General features: G+C 68.7%; 16 protein-coding genes. 6 read left to right on the top strand and 10 right to left on the bottom strand.

Features of this window, described 5'->3' with window-relative positions:
• Positions 1–14: 14 nt before the first annotated feature.
• The 3 genes from IT779_RS17525 to IT779_RS17515 all read left to right on the top strand — a co-directional run bounded on the left by IT779_RS17525 (position 15) and on the right by IT779_RS17515 (position 2,294).
• A complete protein-coding gene (locus IT779_RS17525; protein WP_196150377.1) occupies positions 15–620 on the top strand; it encodes a TetR/AcrR family transcriptional regulator in 606 nt (201 codons plus the stop codon).
• Between the two features lie 55 nt (positions 621–675).
• A complete protein-coding gene (locus IT779_RS17520) occupies positions 676–1,428 on the top strand; it encodes an SDR family NAD(P)-dependent oxidoreductase (protein WP_196150376.1) in 753 nt (250 codons plus the stop codon).
• Positions 1,429–1,760: 332 nt separating this feature from the next.
• Positions 1,761–2,294, top strand: a complete 534-nt coding sequence (locus IT779_RS17515) for a response regulator (RefSeq protein ID WP_196150375.1) — start codon at positions 1,761–1,763, stop codon at positions 2,292–2,294.
• 35 nt (positions 2,295–2,329) lie between these two features.
• Here the strand turns inward: IT779_RS17515 and IT779_RS17510 are convergent, their stop codons facing one another.
• Positions 2,330–3,226, bottom strand: a complete 897-nt coding sequence (locus IT779_RS17510; protein ID WP_196150374.1) for an NAD(P)H-binding protein — start codon at positions 3,224–3,226, stop codon at positions 2,330–2,332.
• A 68-nt stretch (positions 3,227–3,294) separates the two neighbouring features.
• Here IT779_RS17510 and IT779_RS17505 point away from each other — a divergent pair, with 68 nt between their 5' ends.
• Positions 3,295–4,116, top strand: a complete 822-nt coding sequence (locus IT779_RS17505) for a LysR family transcriptional regulator (protein WP_196150373.1) — start codon at positions 3,295–3,297, stop codon at positions 4,114–4,116.
• On the opposite strand, the gene IT779_RS17500 is transcribed toward IT779_RS17505, so the two are convergent.
• Together IT779_RS17500 and IT779_RS17495 are read right to left on the bottom strand one after the other, a co-directional pair.
• Positions 4,110–4,535 (bottom strand): tautomerase family protein, encoded by a 426-nt coding sequence (locus tag IT779_RS17500; protein WP_196150372.1) that lies wholly within the window; start codon positions 4,533–4,535, stop codon positions 4,110–4,112. The genes IT779_RS17505 and IT779_RS17500 overlap by 7 nt on opposite strands.
• 14 nt (positions 4,536–4,549) lie before the next feature.
• The gene (locus IT779_RS17495; RefSeq protein ID WP_196150371.1) at positions 4,550–5,251 is read right to left on the bottom strand and encodes an SDR family oxidoreductase; all 702 of its coding nucleotides are present in this window, start codon (positions 5,249–5,251) and stop codon (positions 4,550–4,552) included.
• Positions 5,252–5,344: 93 nt separating this feature from the next.
• On the opposite strand from IT779_RS17495, the gene IT779_RS17490 reads away from it, so the two are divergent.
• Positions 5,345–5,836: a winged helix-turn-helix transcriptional regulator gene (locus tag IT779_RS17490; protein ID WP_198428645.1), complete on the top strand. Its 492-nt coding sequence runs from the start codon at positions 5,345–5,347 to the stop codon at positions 5,834–5,836.
• Between the two features lie 291 nt (positions 5,837–6,127).
• Positions 6,128–7,327 carry an acetyl-CoA C-acyltransferase gene (locus IT779_RS17485; RefSeq protein ID WP_408637768.1) on the top strand — a complete coding sequence of 400 codons (1,200 nt, stop codon included), beginning with the start codon at positions 6,128–6,130 and terminating at the stop codon, positions 7,325–7,327.
• Positions 7,328–7,432: 105 nt separating this feature from the next.
• Here IT779_RS17485 and IT779_RS17480 read toward each other — a convergent pair whose 3' ends face one another.
• From IT779_RS17480 to IT779_RS17450, 7 genes are all read right to left on the bottom strand, one after another.
• Entirely contained in the window at positions 7,433–7,810 is a 378-nt protein-coding gene (locus IT779_RS17480; RefSeq protein ID WP_196150369.1) for a VOC family protein, read from the bottom strand.
• 142 nt (positions 7,811–7,952) lie between these two features.
• Positions 7,953–8,831 (bottom strand): helix-turn-helix domain-containing protein, encoded by an 879-nt coding sequence (locus IT779_RS17475; RefSeq protein WP_332838846.1) that lies wholly within the window; start codon positions 8,829–8,831, stop codon positions 7,953–7,955.
• 117 nt (positions 8,832–8,948) lie between these two features.
• Complete coding sequence (locus IT779_RS17470; RefSeq protein WP_196150368.1) at positions 8,949–9,959, bottom strand: hypothetical protein; 1,011 nt, start codon at positions 9,957–9,959, stop codon at positions 8,949–8,951.
• A gap of 42 nt (positions 9,960–10,001) precedes the next feature.
• A complete protein-coding gene (locus IT779_RS17465; RefSeq protein WP_196150367.1) occupies positions 10,002–11,036 on the bottom strand; it encodes an NAD-dependent epimerase/dehydratase family protein in 1,035 nt (344 codons plus the stop codon).
• Positions 11,037–11,066: 30 nt separating this feature from the next.
• A complete protein-coding gene (locus tag IT779_RS17460) occupies positions 11,067–12,128 on the bottom strand; it encodes an NAD(P)H-dependent amine dehydrogenase family protein (protein WP_196150366.1) in 1,062 nt (353 codons plus the stop codon).
• Positions 12,129–12,174: 46 nt separating this feature from the next.
• Positions 12,175–13,155, bottom strand: coding sequence for an alpha/beta hydrolase (locus IT779_RS17455; protein WP_232541820.1), 981 nt, complete (start codon positions 13,153–13,155; stop codon positions 12,175–12,177).
• The gene (locus tag IT779_RS17450) at positions 13,152–14,441 is read right to left on the bottom strand and encodes a flavin-containing monooxygenase (protein WP_198428642.1); all 1,290 of its coding nucleotides are present in this window, start codon (positions 14,439–14,441) and stop codon (positions 13,152–13,154) included. Before IT779_RS17450 ends, IT779_RS17455 begins: the two co-directional genes overlap by 4 nt.
• Between the last annotated feature and the right edge of the window lie 255 nt (positions 14,442–14,696).

Raw genomic sequence — 14,696 nt, 5'->3', positions numbered from 1 at the left:
TATACGATGGCCCGGTGACAGTCGCCGATGATCACGTGGCCGCCGAGCCCGCGCGCCCCACGCGCGCCGACCGCACGCGCGCGTCGATCCTGGACGCGAGTCGCAGGCTGTTCCTCGAACGCGGCTACGCGGGCACCACGGTCAACGCGATCACCGAGGAGTGCGGCATCTCGCGCGCGGGCTTCTACACCTATTTCAAGGACAAGCGCGACGTGTTCGGTCTGCTCGGCAACCGCGCGTACCGTGACCTGCGCGCGGTGCTCGCGACCTGGGACACCTTCACCGCACCCCGCCGCATCGAGGACGTGCGCGCCTTCGTGCGCGATTACTTCGCTTACATGGACCGCCACGGCGCCTTCGCCATGGCCGCCGCGTTCTCGGCCCCCGACGACGCGGAGTTCCGCCGCGGCAACACCAGGATGCAGACCCGCATCGCCTGGATCCTCGGCCAGGCCGTCGCCCCGGCGGGCGCGCACTCGCCCGAGGTGGTCGGCACCGCGGCATTCGGGCTGCTCGACCGCTGCTGGCATACCGCGCGTACGCAGACCGTCGCGGTGGACGAGGCCGAGATGATCGAGGTGGCCGCCGACGCGCTGTTCCGCATGTACGCGAAGCCGTAGCGAGGGCTTGTCGGATGATGGATACACCGATACCGACGGATGAGGAGTCGACGGCATGTTCGCCATCGATGGCAAGGTCGCGCTGATCACCGGCGCGGGACAGGGGATCGGCGCTCGGCTCGCCGCCCGTTTGGCCGAACAGGGCGCGACCGTCGCGGTCAACGACCTGCGGCCCGAACGCGCGCGGGCGGTCGCCGACGAACTGAACGGCCGGGGGCTGAGCGCCCTCGCGGCACCGGCGGATATCACCGACCGTTCGGCGATCGATGCGATGGTTGCCGATATCGCGAGCCGCGCGGGTGCGGTCGACATCCTCGTCAACAACGCGGGGATTCCGGCCTCGGGCGTGCGTCTCACGCCGTTCGTCGAGTCCGATCCGGGCGACTGGGAGGCGACCGTGCGGATCAATGTCTTCGGCGTCATGCACTGCTGTCAGGCGGTGCTTCCGGCGATGTTGGCGAAGGGTTGGGGCCGGATCATCACGATCTCCTCCGATTCGGGTCGCACCGGCGAGGCGCGCATGGCCGACTACGCCGCTGCCAAGGCCGCGGGGGCGTCGCTGATGCGTTCGCTGGCAAAGGAACTCGGCGCCTCGGGGATCACCTGCAACTCGGTCGCGCTCGGGACCATCGTCACCCCCGAGATGGGTGCGAGCGAGGCGTTGGAAAAGCACGCCAGGCGCTATCCGACCCGTCGGCTCGGCAGGCCCGACGATGTCGCCGCGGCCGTGGTCTGGCTGGCCTCCGAGCACGCGGGCTGGACCACAGGACAGACGATTCCCGTCAACGGTGGTTACACCACCGTGTGACTATAGTCACCTCGGATTACGTCGCGGACAGTGCGACGAAAATGTGGCCGGAGCCGCCGTGTGGCGTTCTCCCAGGTGCCGGTCGAGTCGGTTGGTAACGATTCGTTATTTGTCGCCGTTTCGCGATATCGGTTCGGTGACGAAACCGTCGCCAGATGATATCGGTATCCGGGATCTCCGCAGATCAGACCGTCCAGTATTGCGAAATCGGCTCGCGTCGGCCTACGGTCGAGTACCAGTCGATAGCGGTCACGTATGACACCGAGCTAGGTGTTCGAACGGTGAGCGCGATCGGGTGGACAGACATCAGTTCGTGTGACAGGGGGCTGCGTATGAGCCAGTATCCGCCGGGAGCGCGCCGCTCGGCGGCGCGGGAACGCCGTCGCCGAGTGTGTTTACGCGACTACTGGCCGGTCTCCGCGCAAGTCCTCGTCGTCGAGGACGATCAGGCGACCGCCGAGATGATCGGCATCGTCCTGAAATCGCAGAGCCTGCTTCCGCAGTGGGTCGGGCACGGCACCGACGCGGTCGCCGCGGCCGCCCAACTGCGACCGCGCCTGGTGCTGCTCGATCTCGTACTTCCCGACCTCGACGGCGTCACGGTGTGCCGCAAGATCCGCGAGGTGTCCTCGGCCCCGGTCGTCATCGTGTCGGCCAGTCGCGATCCCGACCTGATCGACGCCGCGATGGCCGCGGGCGCCGACGACTACCTGCCCAAACCGTTCACGGTTCGACAGCTCATGTCGTGTGTCGACACCCACGTGCCCGCCTCGGTGCCGCCGAGCCTGATCGCGATATCCGACGCCTCCGCCGACGCGACGCCGATTCCCGTGGTGAAGCACCTGCGCACCGGCGCCGTGTCCTGACGCGCCGGGTCTGCCTGCCGACGACCTACCGCCGGTCAGGCCAGGACCGCGGGCGTCAGCACTCGCTCGCACCAGCCGCGGAAATCCGTGGGACTCGTGGTCGCCGGAGTGCGGAGCGCCGCGTTGTCGAGCCCCTCGTCCTTGGCGCGCATCATGTCGACGAAGCCCCGGGTGAACGCCTCGCTCGCCCCGCGTCCCGCGAGTGCGGCGCGGAGTTCCGCCTGCGATTCGCGTCGGTAGCGGATCGGGCGACCGAGCGCCTCGGACATGATGCGCGCCATGTCGTCGTGGGAGAGATCCTCCGGGCCGAGCACCGCTACCTCGCCCGATCCGGTCCACGAGCGGTCGAGCAGCAGTCGCGCGCCCGCCGCGGCGATATCCGCGGTGGCGGTGATCGGTGCGGCGTGGTCGGCGGCGGCGGTTCCGGTGAACTCGCCGTGGTCGCGGATCGAGATCACCTGCCGCAGTAGGTTGTCCATGAAACTCGGATTCACCAACGCCCGGTAGGCGACGCCCGTGCTCGCGATGAGGTCGTCCATCGCCAGCGACGCCGTGACGAGCCCGGCCCGGTCGGCGACGGGCGTGCCGCGGCCGAGCGCGGAGACGCCGACGACATGACGAATTCCGTGCGCCGCGAACGCCTTCGCCGCAGCCTCGGTGAATCCGGAGTACGCCTGCTCGAGATCGCGCGCCGACGGATCGGGCGGGATCACCCAGAATACGGCCTCGGCCCCGTCGAAGGCCCGGTCGACGACCTCGGGGTCACGGTGCGAGCCGGTCACGACATCGACGCGGCCGCGCGTCGCCTCGGGAAGTCTCGCGTCGTCGCGCACGACGACACGCAATCGCTGTCCCCGCGCGGGCGCCTCGCGCAGCATGATGTCGAGCAGTTGTCCGCCGATGGCGCCGGTGGGAGTGGTGATGACGATCATGATTCGAGTCTCGGGGCGCTCGCGCGCGGGGTCCAATACCCTTTCCCGGCCATTGATACCGTGGAGGTATGGATCTGGATCTGCGGAAGTTGCGCTACTTCGTCGCGGTGGCCGAGCATCGGCACTTCGGGCGGGCGGCGCAGCGACTGTTCATCGCCCAGCCGGTGTTGAGTCGCCAGATCAAGGCGTTCGAGCGGGAATTGGCGTGTGCGCTGTTGGTACGCAGTACCCGCAGCGTGGAGTTGACGGCGGCGGGGGAACGGCTCTACGAGGAGGCGCGGCAGATCCTCGCCTCGGTCGACGCCGCGGTGCGGCGCGTGCACGACGTCGAGCGCGGCGTGGCGCGGCTGGTGATCGCGTTCGCGCCCGGATTGCCTGTGTCGGAAGCTGTTCGGGCGTTCAACGCGCGCCGTCCCGAGGTCGGGACCGACCTGGTTCCCACCCGGTGGTGGGAGCAGGATCGGCAGTTGCGCGAGGGGCTCGCGCAGGTCGGGTATCTGCGGCGGCAGTTCGACGAGACCGGTCTGCGCATCGTGCCCATCGGCCACGAGCCGAGAGTGGCGTGCATGCCCGCCGCGCATCCGCTGGCGTCGAGGTCCGAACTCGCGCGCGCCGACCTCGACGGCGAACTGATCCTTGACACGCCGACCAGGCGCACCTCGACCCTGGAGGAGAAGTTCGAACTCATCGCCTCCGGACACGGAATCGCGCTTGTCCCCAGGAGTGTCGCGCACACCTACAGCCGACCCGACCTCGTCCACCTGCCCGTCACCGACGCGCCGATCGTCGAAACCTGTTTGGCCACCGTCGATCGGCCCGACGACCTCGTGCGCGAGTTCCTCGACGTCGCCACCGCGACGCTGCGGCGCGGCGGGCGCGACCCTCAGTAGGGCGACACCGAATTCTGTGCGGCCCACTGCTTCTCGACATCGGATTCGCCCGGTGGCGGGGCGATGCCGTTGATCATCCAGAGGTCGGCGCTGGTCTCGTCGACGTGGAATTCCCAGTGCAGGTCGGTCCGCTCGGCGAGATACGGCGCGAGGATGGACCGGATCCAGCGGGCCGTGCGGCGACGCGCGCCGCGGTCGGGGTTGCGACGGGCGATGTGGTCGATGGTGATGCGGACTCCCGCCGGTGCGGGTTCGCCGCCCACGTAGAAGTCCTCGGGCCTGGTCTCCTGGAAGAGGGTGATCACGTAGAAGCGGGGAAGGCCGACCTGTGCGTAGTGGTCGGTGATCCGGGTGGCCAGCCGGTGTTTGTCGGCGTCGGTGAGGATTCCGGGGGAGTGGTGGATCGTCCAGAGCGGCACGGCGGTCCTCGAATTCAGTTCGCGAAGCTGAAGGCCAGTTTCTCCACCGGGCCGGACAGCGCGGCCTTGACGCCCGCGGTGACCTCGTCGGCGAGTACTTCGGCCGCGTCCGCCTCGAGTCCGTCGAGGATGCGCGCGGCGATATCGGCGGGCGCGGCCTTGGGGCGGTCGATGGCCGCGGCCATGTCGGTGTCGATGAATCCCGCGTGCACGCCGACGACGTGGGTGTGCTGACCCGCCAGTTCCAGCCGCAGCGAATTCGTGAGCGACCATGCCGCGGCCTTGGACACCCCGTAGCCGCCGCTGCCCGCCAGCCAGGACAGCACCGAATGCATGTTCACCAGCGCGCCGCCGCCGTGTTCGGCCAGGATCGGCGCGAACGCCCGCGCCACCCGCAGCAGGCCGAGGACGTTGACATCGATGGTCTCGGTGACCTTCGACAGGTCGCCGGTGAGCAGCGGGGCGGGCAGTAGGACGCCCGCGTTGTTGAACACGAGTTCGGCGTCGCCCGCGAGGTCGGCGAGCGCCGCGACCGATTCCGGTGCGCGCACGTCGAGAACGGCGGTGACCACCTCCGGTCGGTCGTCGGTGTACGGGGTGCGGGCGGTGGAGTACACCTTGCGTGCCCCGCGCGCCAGCAGTTCGTCGACCAGGGCCGCGCCGAGTCCGCGTCGGCCGCCGGTGACCACGGCGACTCTGTCCACTACTGAGACCACTGCACTCCTCCATCTGACTAATGATTACGTTAGTTAGATGGAACCACGGCGCGCCTGGATAACGCAAGCATTAGTTACACTGGTCGGGTGGCGATGGAGTTCGAGGAGCGATTGCGCGACCGGGACAACTGGTCGATCGGCGACGGCTGCTCGGCCCAGCGTGTGCTGAACCTGCTCAGCACCAAGACGGTCTTCCTCGTGGTTCGCGAATGCTTCTACGGCACAACCAGATTCGAGGATTTCACCGCCAGGGTCGGAACCTCGGCCCCCGCGGTGTCACGCGCGCTCAAACAGCTGGAGGCCGCGCGGATCATCGCGCGCGTCCCCTACCGGGAGCCGGGCATGCGCGCCCGCGACGAATACCGCCTCACCGAGGCGGGCGAGGACCTGCTCCCGGTCTTCCTGTCCCTGATGCAATGGGGCGACAAACACCTCCAGGACGGCTGCCCACCCCTGTCCTTCGTCGAACGCGAAACCGACCGTCCCCTTGGCGTCCGGGTGACGTCCGAACGGCCGCGTGAGCCGAGATCCGACGAGATCCGCATCCGCCTGAACCCCACGTGGCCGCACGAGAAGCGGGAATGACGCGAAGTCTCGCCGCGTCGCCGGACGTGCGGCGCCGATGCGTCGTGTTCTCGCCCGAGAATCCCGGCGGGGTGCTGCGATCCCGTCGGGACGCCGAGGTGACGGCGGTATTCGTGCGTGCCGGGCCGTCGACGCGGCTGAGAATCGGGTTCTCGGTCGATCGACGCGGTTGATGTGATGTCGCTGTGCCGGTCACAGTGCCGGGCCGTGCGGATGGGAAGATCGGGGGTGGATTCGTGCGCCAGGGTCCGCGGGAGCGTCGGTTGCTCGAGCGTCGGGCCGGAGAAGGAGATTTCTGTCGTGAGTAGCAGTGTGATTGTGGCGGGGGCGCGGACCCCGATCGGTCGACTATCGGGTGCGTTGGCGTCATTGACGGCGACCGATCTCGGCGGTCGCGCCATCGCGGCGGCGATCGAGCGGGCCGGGGTTGATGCCGCCGGGATCGATGCCGTCGTCATGGGGACGGTCGTGCAGGCCGGTGTCGGGCCGAATCCGGCGCGGCAGGCGGCGGTCGCCGCTGGACTGCCGTTGACGGTGCCCGCGACCACGGTCAACAACCTGTGCCTGTCCGGGCTCGAGGCGATCATGCAGGCCGATCGCCTGATCGCGACCGGCGCCGCCGAGGTGGTCGTCGCGGGCGGGATGGAATCCATGACCAACGCGCCGTACCTGGTGCGTGGCGCCCGGCAGGGGCTGAAATACGGTTCGACCGGATTCGAGGACGCGCTCGACCGCGACGCGCTGGTCTGCGCGTTCGACGAGATCTCCATGGGCGCCTCCACCGAGCGGTACCAGGCGTCGGAGAACATCGGCCGCGCCGAACAGGACGAGTTCGCGGCCCGCTCGCACCGCCTTGCCGCCGCGGCGACGGAATCGGGAGCCTTCGCCGCCGAGATCGCCCCGGTCGAGATCAGCTCCCGCAAGGGCACGGTGACGGTGGCCGCCGACGAAGGCATCCGCGCCGAGACCACCGTCGAATCCCTCGGCAAACTGCGTCCGGCCTTCGCGAAGGACGGCACGATCACCGCGGGCGCGTCCTCGCAGCTGTCCGACGGTGCGGCGGCGGTCGTGGTGATGAGCAAGGCGCTGGCCGAAGCGCGCGGCATCGAATGGCTGGCCGAGATCCGTGCCCACGCCCTCGTCGCGGGACCCGACACCTCGTTGCTGCATCAGCCCGCGAACGCGATCGAAGCGGCGTTGAAGCGCGATGGCGAGACCACCATCGCCGATCTGGACCTCTTCGAGATCAACGAGGCGTTCGCGGGTGTCGCGATCGCCTCGACGCGTCAGCTCGGCATCGACGCCGACAAGGTGAACATCCACGGCGGCGCGATCGCCGTCGGCCATCCGGTCGGCATGTCGGGCGCGAGGATCGCACTGTCGCTGGCGCATTCGCTGAAGGCGGCGGGGGGCGGCACGGGCGCCGCGGCGCTGTGCGGCGGCGGCGGACAAGGCATCGCCATGATCCTGTCGGTCCGAGGGGATCGGTAGGACCGCGCGATCGGCGGGGGCGCATCGTCCTCGCCGATCCTGGAACCCCTGTCCGGCCTTCGATGGCTGTCCGTGGCCCCGGCGAGGATCGCGTCGGCGACGAGCCTACGTATCCAGCCGCCACGGTGGATCGCGCCGGTCGCGGCCCGCGTGGAACAGGCACAGGCGGTGGCCGTCGGGATCGCGCAGTCTCGCCTCACGCCACAGCCATGGCATATCGGCGGGCGGTGCGTCGAATACCACGCCGGCCTCGGCGAGCCGATGGTGTTCGGCGTCCAGGTCGTCCGTTTCGAAATACAGGGTGACCTGTTCGCCACCGGGCACGGCATCGACCAGATCCACCGAGAACGTGCTGTCACCAGCCGGGCATTCGAAACGCAGGTAGTGCTCGGTCTCGACGATCAAGCGCAGCCCGAGCAGACGGTAGAAGCGCACGGACCGATCGAGGTCGGTACTGCCCACGGTGACTTGGTTCAGACGCATGAACCCATTCCACCATCGAACCCGATCCGCGCGACGATTCGGTGACGACGAGCGCTCCAACCGACCCCGACCCCGGGTCGACGGTGGTGCGACATCTTGCGCGCGTGCGGCTTCCTCCGACTCGTCGTGCAAGCCCCGCGGCTCACCGCACGTTCGACACCGGCGCGGGCCAGTCCGGCGCGGCCGATGCGGAGATCTCCCCGGCGGCCTCGACGAGTTCGCTTCGCAGCGTGGACAGTTGGGCCGCGGTGAGGGCTCGCATCGGATTGACGGCGAGCAGCAGGGCGACGCGGTGGCGGTGGTCGAAGACGGGGGCGGACAGGGTGGCGATGGGGTGGGTGCGGTTGGCTGGATCGTCGTCGGGCAGGAAGATGATCGACGCGCATTCGGCCATCAGCTGGTCCATGATCTGCCGCACGTGCGCGGGCAGTCCGTCGCGTTCGAGGGTGCCGACGAGTTGGGTGGCGCGTGCGAGTGCCGGTGTGGCCCTGTCGATGTCGTATCCGCGATCGCGGGTGCGGGCCAGCACGGCGTCGATCCGGTCGATGACCACCGGGTCGGTGACGGGACTGCGGCGTATCCAGGCGGACTGTTCCTCGGGGGCGTCCCAGGCGGCGAACGCGACGCCGAAGGGCAGCGCGTAGGGGATGCGGTCGCCGGGGAAGACCGGGAACTGCTCGTCGGTGACGGTTTCCGGGGCGCTGATCACCAAGGTGTCGTTGACACGTTCGACGATGGTGGTCGGGTAGCCGGTGCGCCGCGCCAGTTCCCGCGCCCGCGCCAGCGCGAGACCCGACAGCGGGCGCACGGCCTCCGCGCGCGCCGCGACGGCGGCCAGCACCGGGCCGAGGGAGAACGCCTTGCCGTCCGGATCGCGCGCGACCCAGCCGCGATCGGTCAGGGTCTTGAGGATCGCGTGCGCGGTCGCCTGGGTGAGGTCGAGTTCTCGGGCGACATCGGAGAAGCGCAGCCGCTCGTTGCCGGGCCGCGCCAGCAACTCGAGCACATCGAGGACGCGCACGGTGGGGGCCGAGGTGGATCCGCGAATCGCTGGCCTCCTTGTCGTGCCGACTTCTTACGATGTCAAGGTAGCAGTTCGAATATTCGAGTCGTCGGCGTCGGTGGCTCGCACCGAGGATCAGCGCGGTGTGGCGCGGCCGCCGCTGCCTCCCCAGTTGCGCTGGATGACCTCCATCGTCGACCAGCTCGCGACCGGCCGCGCCGCGCCGCGCTCCTGCACGGTGCCGTGCAGCCAGGCGATGCCGAGCGCCGCCGCGCAGGCCGCGGCGTTGTGGGTGCCCTGGAAGTCGAAGGTGTGGCCGCCGAAGGACAGCGTGGCGATATGTGGTTGCGACACGTCATCTCTGGTGTCCCACAGCACGCTCGATTCGACCTCGTCGTTGGTCGCGATCACGGGCGGTTCGCCTTGGCGGTGGAAGGTCGCGGTCGCGTAGCCACCCGCGCCGAGCATGGTGTTGCCGGTCTCCCAGTGCCCGTCGTCGAACACCGCGCCCCAGACGAACCAGTAGTGCTCGAGGTGGGAGATCTTGGAGGCGTGCGCGCTGAGCCCGGGCAGACAGTACATGCGGTCGAGTCCGCCGTAGCCGCCGGTGATGGGCGACCCCTCGATGGAACCGGAGACGGTGCAGCCGGAACTGGTGTAGCCGACGTCGTCGGGTTCGCCTGGCACGTCGATGCGGGTGACATTGTCCGGCAGCGGGGTGAGCAGCACGTCGACCACGTCGTCCTCCTTCCACACGTAACCTCGTGGACCGAGGGCGACCGTCATCCGGTGCTTGGCGGCCATCGTCAGATTCGCCGAGAACGCGCTGTGCTGCCCGTCGCGCTCCAGCCACAGGATCGGACCCCAGTACAGGTCGTGCTCGCCGGGAATGCGGACGGTGCGCGGGTAGGCCCACAGGTCGGGATGGCACTCGTGCAGCGTGAAATCGAAAGCGGCGCTGGCGGACAGCGTGCGCACGAGTTCGTAGCGCTTGCCGTTGGCGGTGTCCACCATCGCCCACAGGAACAGCAGGTCGTTGTGGAGTCCAGGGAACTGCTTGTCGCCGGTGGAATGGTCCTGGGTTGCGGCGTCGGCCATGGAGACCGTCGGCACGATCTGCGCGGTCGATAGGTCGAGTCGGGACATCGTTCTCTTCTTCCGATGCGGTGTGGCCGGTCGGGCCGGTGGTCAACTGGTTGTCGTCGTCTCGGGGTCGGCGCGGCGGCGTTGTTCGTGGCGCTGCCGGTAGAAGCGGGCGGCCTCGCGGATGGCGTCGGCGGTCGGGGACGGGTGCCAGCGCAGTTCGCGTGTCGCCTTGCCGTGGTCCAGGGGCGAACAGGCGCGCAGCAGACCGACGGCGGTGCGGTTGAGCGGGAAGTCCCGGCGCAGCACGGCCGCCGCCGCGCTGGACAGGTATCCGAGCGTCACCAGGGCGGGCACCGGGATGCCGAAACGCGGCGGACGCACGCCGGTGGTCTCGGCCGCGATCCGGTAGATGTCCTCGGTGCGCATGTGACTCTCGGTGATGATGTAGCGCTGTCCGACGCGGCCGTGCTCGGCGGCGAGCAGATGCGCTCGCGCCGCGTCCTCGATGCCGACCGCCATCATCGAGATATCGCGGAAGTAGGCGGGCAGCTTGCCGAGCGCGGCCATGGCGACCAGCGATCCGTGCGGCGTCGGCTGCCAGTCGCGCGGGCCGTAGGTGTGCCCGACGCACAGCGCGACCGCCGGGAGTCCTTGTGCGCGATGGTATTCGAGCACCATGTCCTCGGCGGCGCGCCGCGAGGCGATGTACGCGCCGCCCCGGTGCGCCCAGTTGTGCGGTTGTTCCTCGGTGACCGCGCTGCCGTCCTCGGACAGGGCGATGGTGCCGATCGTGCTGGTGAACACGAAGCGCGTGAGCTGCGCGCGCACCGCGATGTCGAGGACGCCGCGCAGGCCATCCACATTGGTGCGCACCAGCGGAGCCGGATCCCGCAGCCAGGCGCGGGTGTCGACGACACAGTAGAAGACCACCTCGCGGTCGGCCATGGCCGCGGTGACGGCGGCGGTGTCGAAGATATCGCCGTAGTGCCGCTCGACATCGAGATCATCGATGCCCCTGGTCGGACTGCTCTCGCGCAGCAACACGCGAACCTCGTCGCCGCGCGCCACGAGCTGCCGGGTCACGGTCGACCCGACGAAGCCGCTCGCGCCCATCACCAGCACTTTCCGCCTGGTCATCCGCGCTACATCTCCTCCGTCGCGCCGCCGCTACCGGGCGGCGCGCAGGATGTGGCGGCCGGTGATCAAGGGGAGGTCGAGGAAGGTGCGGATGCCGGGGGTGGCCGCGCAGACCGGTGGGATCGCGTGCACGGCGTGCATGGCGGTGCCGAGACAGCCTTGGTCGACTTCGTCCTCGCCGTTGGTGCTGATCACGGCGTCCATGGTCATGGAGGGGGTGCCCTCGATGGTGACGCGCCAGCCTCGGCCCTCCGGCCAGTCGGGAGCCTGGTCCGCGCGCATGCGGGTGATGTGCTCGACGGTGAGGGCGGGGCGGCCCTCGACGATGGCGGTGAGCGAGAAACGTTGCGCCGATACGGTTCCCGCCTCGATGCGGCCGACCTTGGTGTCGAACGCCTCGGGCGCGACGGCGACCTCGCGGTGGAACACGTAGTCATCGATGGTGGCACCGAGACCGTCGGCCAGCAGCATCAGCGGCGCGCTGAACACCACCTTGGCCATGGCCGGTTCGGCCATGATGACCGGTTCGTCGGGGTGCTTGCCGAAACCCATGATGTCGAACACCATGTCGCGGCTGTCGTAGGTGGAGTAGTCCATGAGTTCCTGCACCAGAATCGATTCGGTGCGCGACAGCAGCGGTGAGATGGTGAGCGGCAGGATCTCGGCGGCCCAACCGGGTTCGATCCCGGTGGCGTGGAAGGAGGTCGAGCCCTGTGCGCAGGCTTGTTCGAGCTGGTCGACGACGTCCTGTCCGAGGCTGAGCGGGTAGATGAGCGAGGTGACGGCCGTGGAGATCACGTTCTTGCCCGAGGCGAGCAGTCGGCAGATGTCCTCGACGGCGCCGGGCGGGTTCATCTCGCCCTGCGGCATGTAGAGCACGCAGTCGGCGTCGATGGCGAGGATTTCCTCGATATCGCGGGTGGCGAGGACGCCGAGCGGGGCGATGCCCGCGATATCGCCCGCATCCAGGCCCGCCTTCGCCTCGCTGTAGACGTAGACCCCGACCAGTTCGAGGTCCGGGTGGTCATGGACGGCCGCGATCGCGTGCTTGCCCACGGTGCCGGTCGCCCACTGGATGACGCGCAATGTCATTGTCACTCCTGAATTTCGAAGAATCGTGGTGTCGAACATCTCGCCGTCACGACGACACCGCGCCCGCGCCGAGCGCCTTGGTCAGGAAGCGCGCCTGGTGGTCGCGGATGGATTCGTGCCAGCGCTTGCCCGGGTAGACGTCGAAATGGTCGCAGGGATAGTGCCGGATCTGGGCGCGGGCGCGCACGCCCGCTCTGATCGCGGCCCGCACCGGGACGCAGCGGTCGTAGTCGGCAATCTGGAACAGCGCCGGGCAGCGCAGGTCGGCGGCGAACCGGTGCGGCCGGTGCGTCAACGCGTCGAGCGCGATCGAGGCGTTCACCTCGTTGCGCCACGTCGGTCCGGCGATGGAGGCGTAATCCTCGTAGGTGCCGGGCAGATTCAGCAACGCGACCTCGTCGGGACGTCCGACGGCGGGCGCCATCAGCCGGTCGCGGCCCGAGGTCTGCGCGTACTTGTCGCGCACCGCGCGCAGCAGCAGGCGCGCGGTGGTGCTCGGTCGGCGACCAGCGGCGCCTCTGGCCGCGACGTCGGAGGACGGCCGAGGTGCGGGCCGGTCGCTCGCGAGGGAGTTCACCAAAGGGGTGAGCGAGATGACGGCGGCGATGTCGGAACGGCCCGCCGCGACCTCGAGAACGGTGCCGCCCGACATGGACACGCCCCACAGCACCAGCCGGTTCGGGTCGACGCCTGGCAGTTCGGCGGCCGCGCGCAGGGCCGCGCGATAGTCCTGCACCTGGCCCGACGGCGAGATGATCTGGCGCGGTTCGCCCGCGCTCGCGCCGAAGCCGCGGTAGTCGAAGGCGAGGACGTCGAGTCCGATGGCGGCGAAACCGCGCGCGAACGAGTCGAGTCCACAGTCCTTGGTGGCCGCGAAGCCGTGGGCCATGACCACGGCGGGACGTCCGGCGGCCGTGGCGAACTGCTCGCCTTCGCCCCGGAAATGCCAAGCGTGGCAGTCTGTTCCCTGCGAGGTGAAGATGAGGGACGCCGAAGGCGCCGCGTGCGTTTCCCGTGCGGTGCTCATACTCGACTCCCCGCGTGCAGTGCAGGCCCCTCGACCTGCGCGCGTTCGCGACCGAGGGGAAGTTCCTCGACGCGCATCTGTCGCTCGTAGTGGTAGAACTCGACCTGCTGGGTGTGGCGCGGCCGGTCGAGGACGTGCCCCAGATACAGCTGCTCGTCGGCGGTGATGGTCTCCTCCATCGCCGCCTCCGACGGCGGCCGGTACTCGCCCGCGGCGTAGGCCGCGATCACCTTGGCCTGGCATTCCACGAACGGGAACAGGGTCGGCACCGACTGGGCGAACCCGGAGAAGGCGAGATCGGGCATACCCGGCGCGAATATCCGTTTGTAGAGCCGTATTCGGTTGTCGGGCGCGCTGAGGAAGGCGGGGTCGAAGAACGGGAAGCTGATGTTGTATCCGGTCGCGTAGACGATCACGTCGATCTCGGCCTCGGTGCCGTCGGCGAAATGCACGGTCGAACCGTCGAGGCGTTCGACATTCGGTTTGGGGATCACGTCGCCGGAGCCGAGGCGAAGCGGCAGTTCCACCGATTGGGTGCCGTGCGCGTCCAGGAAGCGGTGCGGCGGCTTGGGCAGGCCCCACTGTTCCGGATTGCCCGCGAGGAATTCCGCGAAGTTGTTGACCAGGGTGCGGAACACCCGGCGGGGCACGAAAGGCAGTGCGCCGCCGTATTTGTCGACCGGCTTGCCCGCCATGTATTTCGGCACGATCCACGAACCTGTACGGGTGGACAGGTAGACGGTGTTGCGCAGGGCGCGTGAGGAGACTTCGACCGCGATGTCGGCGGCGCTGTTGCCGATGCCGACCACGAGGATGCGGGCATCGCGCATGTCGATCGGGTCGAAGAGGTCGATGTAGTGGTGCGAATGCAGGGTCTGTCCGGTGAATTCCCCCGGGAATTCCGGATAGCGCGGATCCCAGTGGTGGCCGTTGGCGACCACGAGGAAGTCGAAGTCGCGCGCGGTTCCGTCCTGGGTGCGCAGGGTCCAGCCGCCGCCGTCGTGGTGTTCGGCGTGTACGACGCCGTTGCCGAATTCGATGTTGTCCAGCAGGTCGAACGCATCGGCGTAGTCGTCGAGGTACGCCTTGATCTGGGAGTGGTGCGGGAAGTCCGGGTAGTGCTCCGGGATGGGGAAGTCCTGGAACGAGAGCCGGTATTTCGAGGTGTCGATGTGCAGGGACCGGTAGGCGCTGGAATGTCCGTTCGGGTTCCCGAAGGCCCAGTTGCCGCCGATTCGGTCCGAGGATTCGAAGCAGGTGTACGGGATTCCGTAGTCCCCGAGCATCTTGCCCGCGGTGAGTCCGGCGATGCCCGCTCCGATGATCGCGGTGGAGACGGGGGAGGACGGCACGGTCACGGTGGAGCCCTTCGGTCATGCGGTGGTCCAGCGATGGTAGAGCCATGATTTGACGCGCGTCAAGAATCGCTGTCGCATGTAAGGAATTGAGACCGTCCGTGCGCGCGTCGACCCTGGTCATCGGGTGTGGGGCGAGACTCGGATAGTTTTACAATAATGCTTACGGTACCGGCATCAATACGT

Origin of the sequence: Nocardia bovistercoris, assembly GCF_015674855.1 — a bacterium.
GTDB lineage: Bacteria > Actinomycetota > Actinomycetes > Mycobacteriales > Mycobacteriaceae > Nocardia > Nocardia bovistercoris.
This window is presented reverse-complemented; position numbering and strand designations above follow the sequence as displayed.

Coding starts and splice junctions, on each gene's coding strand:
- IT779_RS17465 (WP_196150367.1), bottom strand. CDS start 11,036: ATGACCAGGCGGAAAGTGCTGGTGATGGGCGCGAGCGGCTTCGTCGGG.
- IT779_RS17515 (WP_196150375.1), top strand. CDS start 1,761: ATGAGCCAGTATCCGCCGGGAGCGCGCCGCTCGGCGGCGCGGGAACGC.
- IT779_RS17505 (WP_196150373.1), top strand. CDS start 3,295: ATGGATCTGGATCTGCGGAAGTTGCGCTACTTCGTCGCGGTGGCCGAG.
- IT779_RS17460 (WP_196150366.1), bottom strand. CDS start 12,128: ATGACATTGCGCGTCATCCAGTGGGCGACCGGCACCGTGGGCAAGCAC.
- IT779_RS17470 (WP_196150368.1), bottom strand. CDS start 9,959: ATGTCCCGACTCGACCTATCGACCGCGCAGATCGTGCCGACGGTCTCC.
- IT779_RS17450 (WP_198428642.1), bottom strand. CDS start 14,441: ATGCTCGGGGACTACGGAATCCCGTACACCTGCTTCGAATCCTCGGAC.
- IT779_RS17520 (WP_196150376.1), top strand. CDS start 676: ATGTTCGCCATCGATGGCAAGGTCGCGCTGATCACCGGCGCGGGACAG.
- IT779_RS17490 (WP_198428645.1), top strand. CDS start 5,345: ATGGAGTTCGAGGAGCGATTGCGCGACCGGGACAACTGGTCGATCGGC.
- IT779_RS17480 (WP_196150369.1), bottom strand. CDS start 7,810: ATGCGTCTGAACCAAGTCACCGTGGGCAGTACCGACCTCGATCGGTCC.
- IT779_RS17455 (WP_232541820.1), bottom strand. CDS start 13,155: ATGAGCACCGCACGGGAAACGCACGCGGCGCCTTCGGCGTCCCTCATC.
- IT779_RS17510 (WP_196150374.1), bottom strand. CDS start 3,226: ATGATCGTCATCACCACTCCCACCGGCGCCATCGGCGGACAACTGCTC.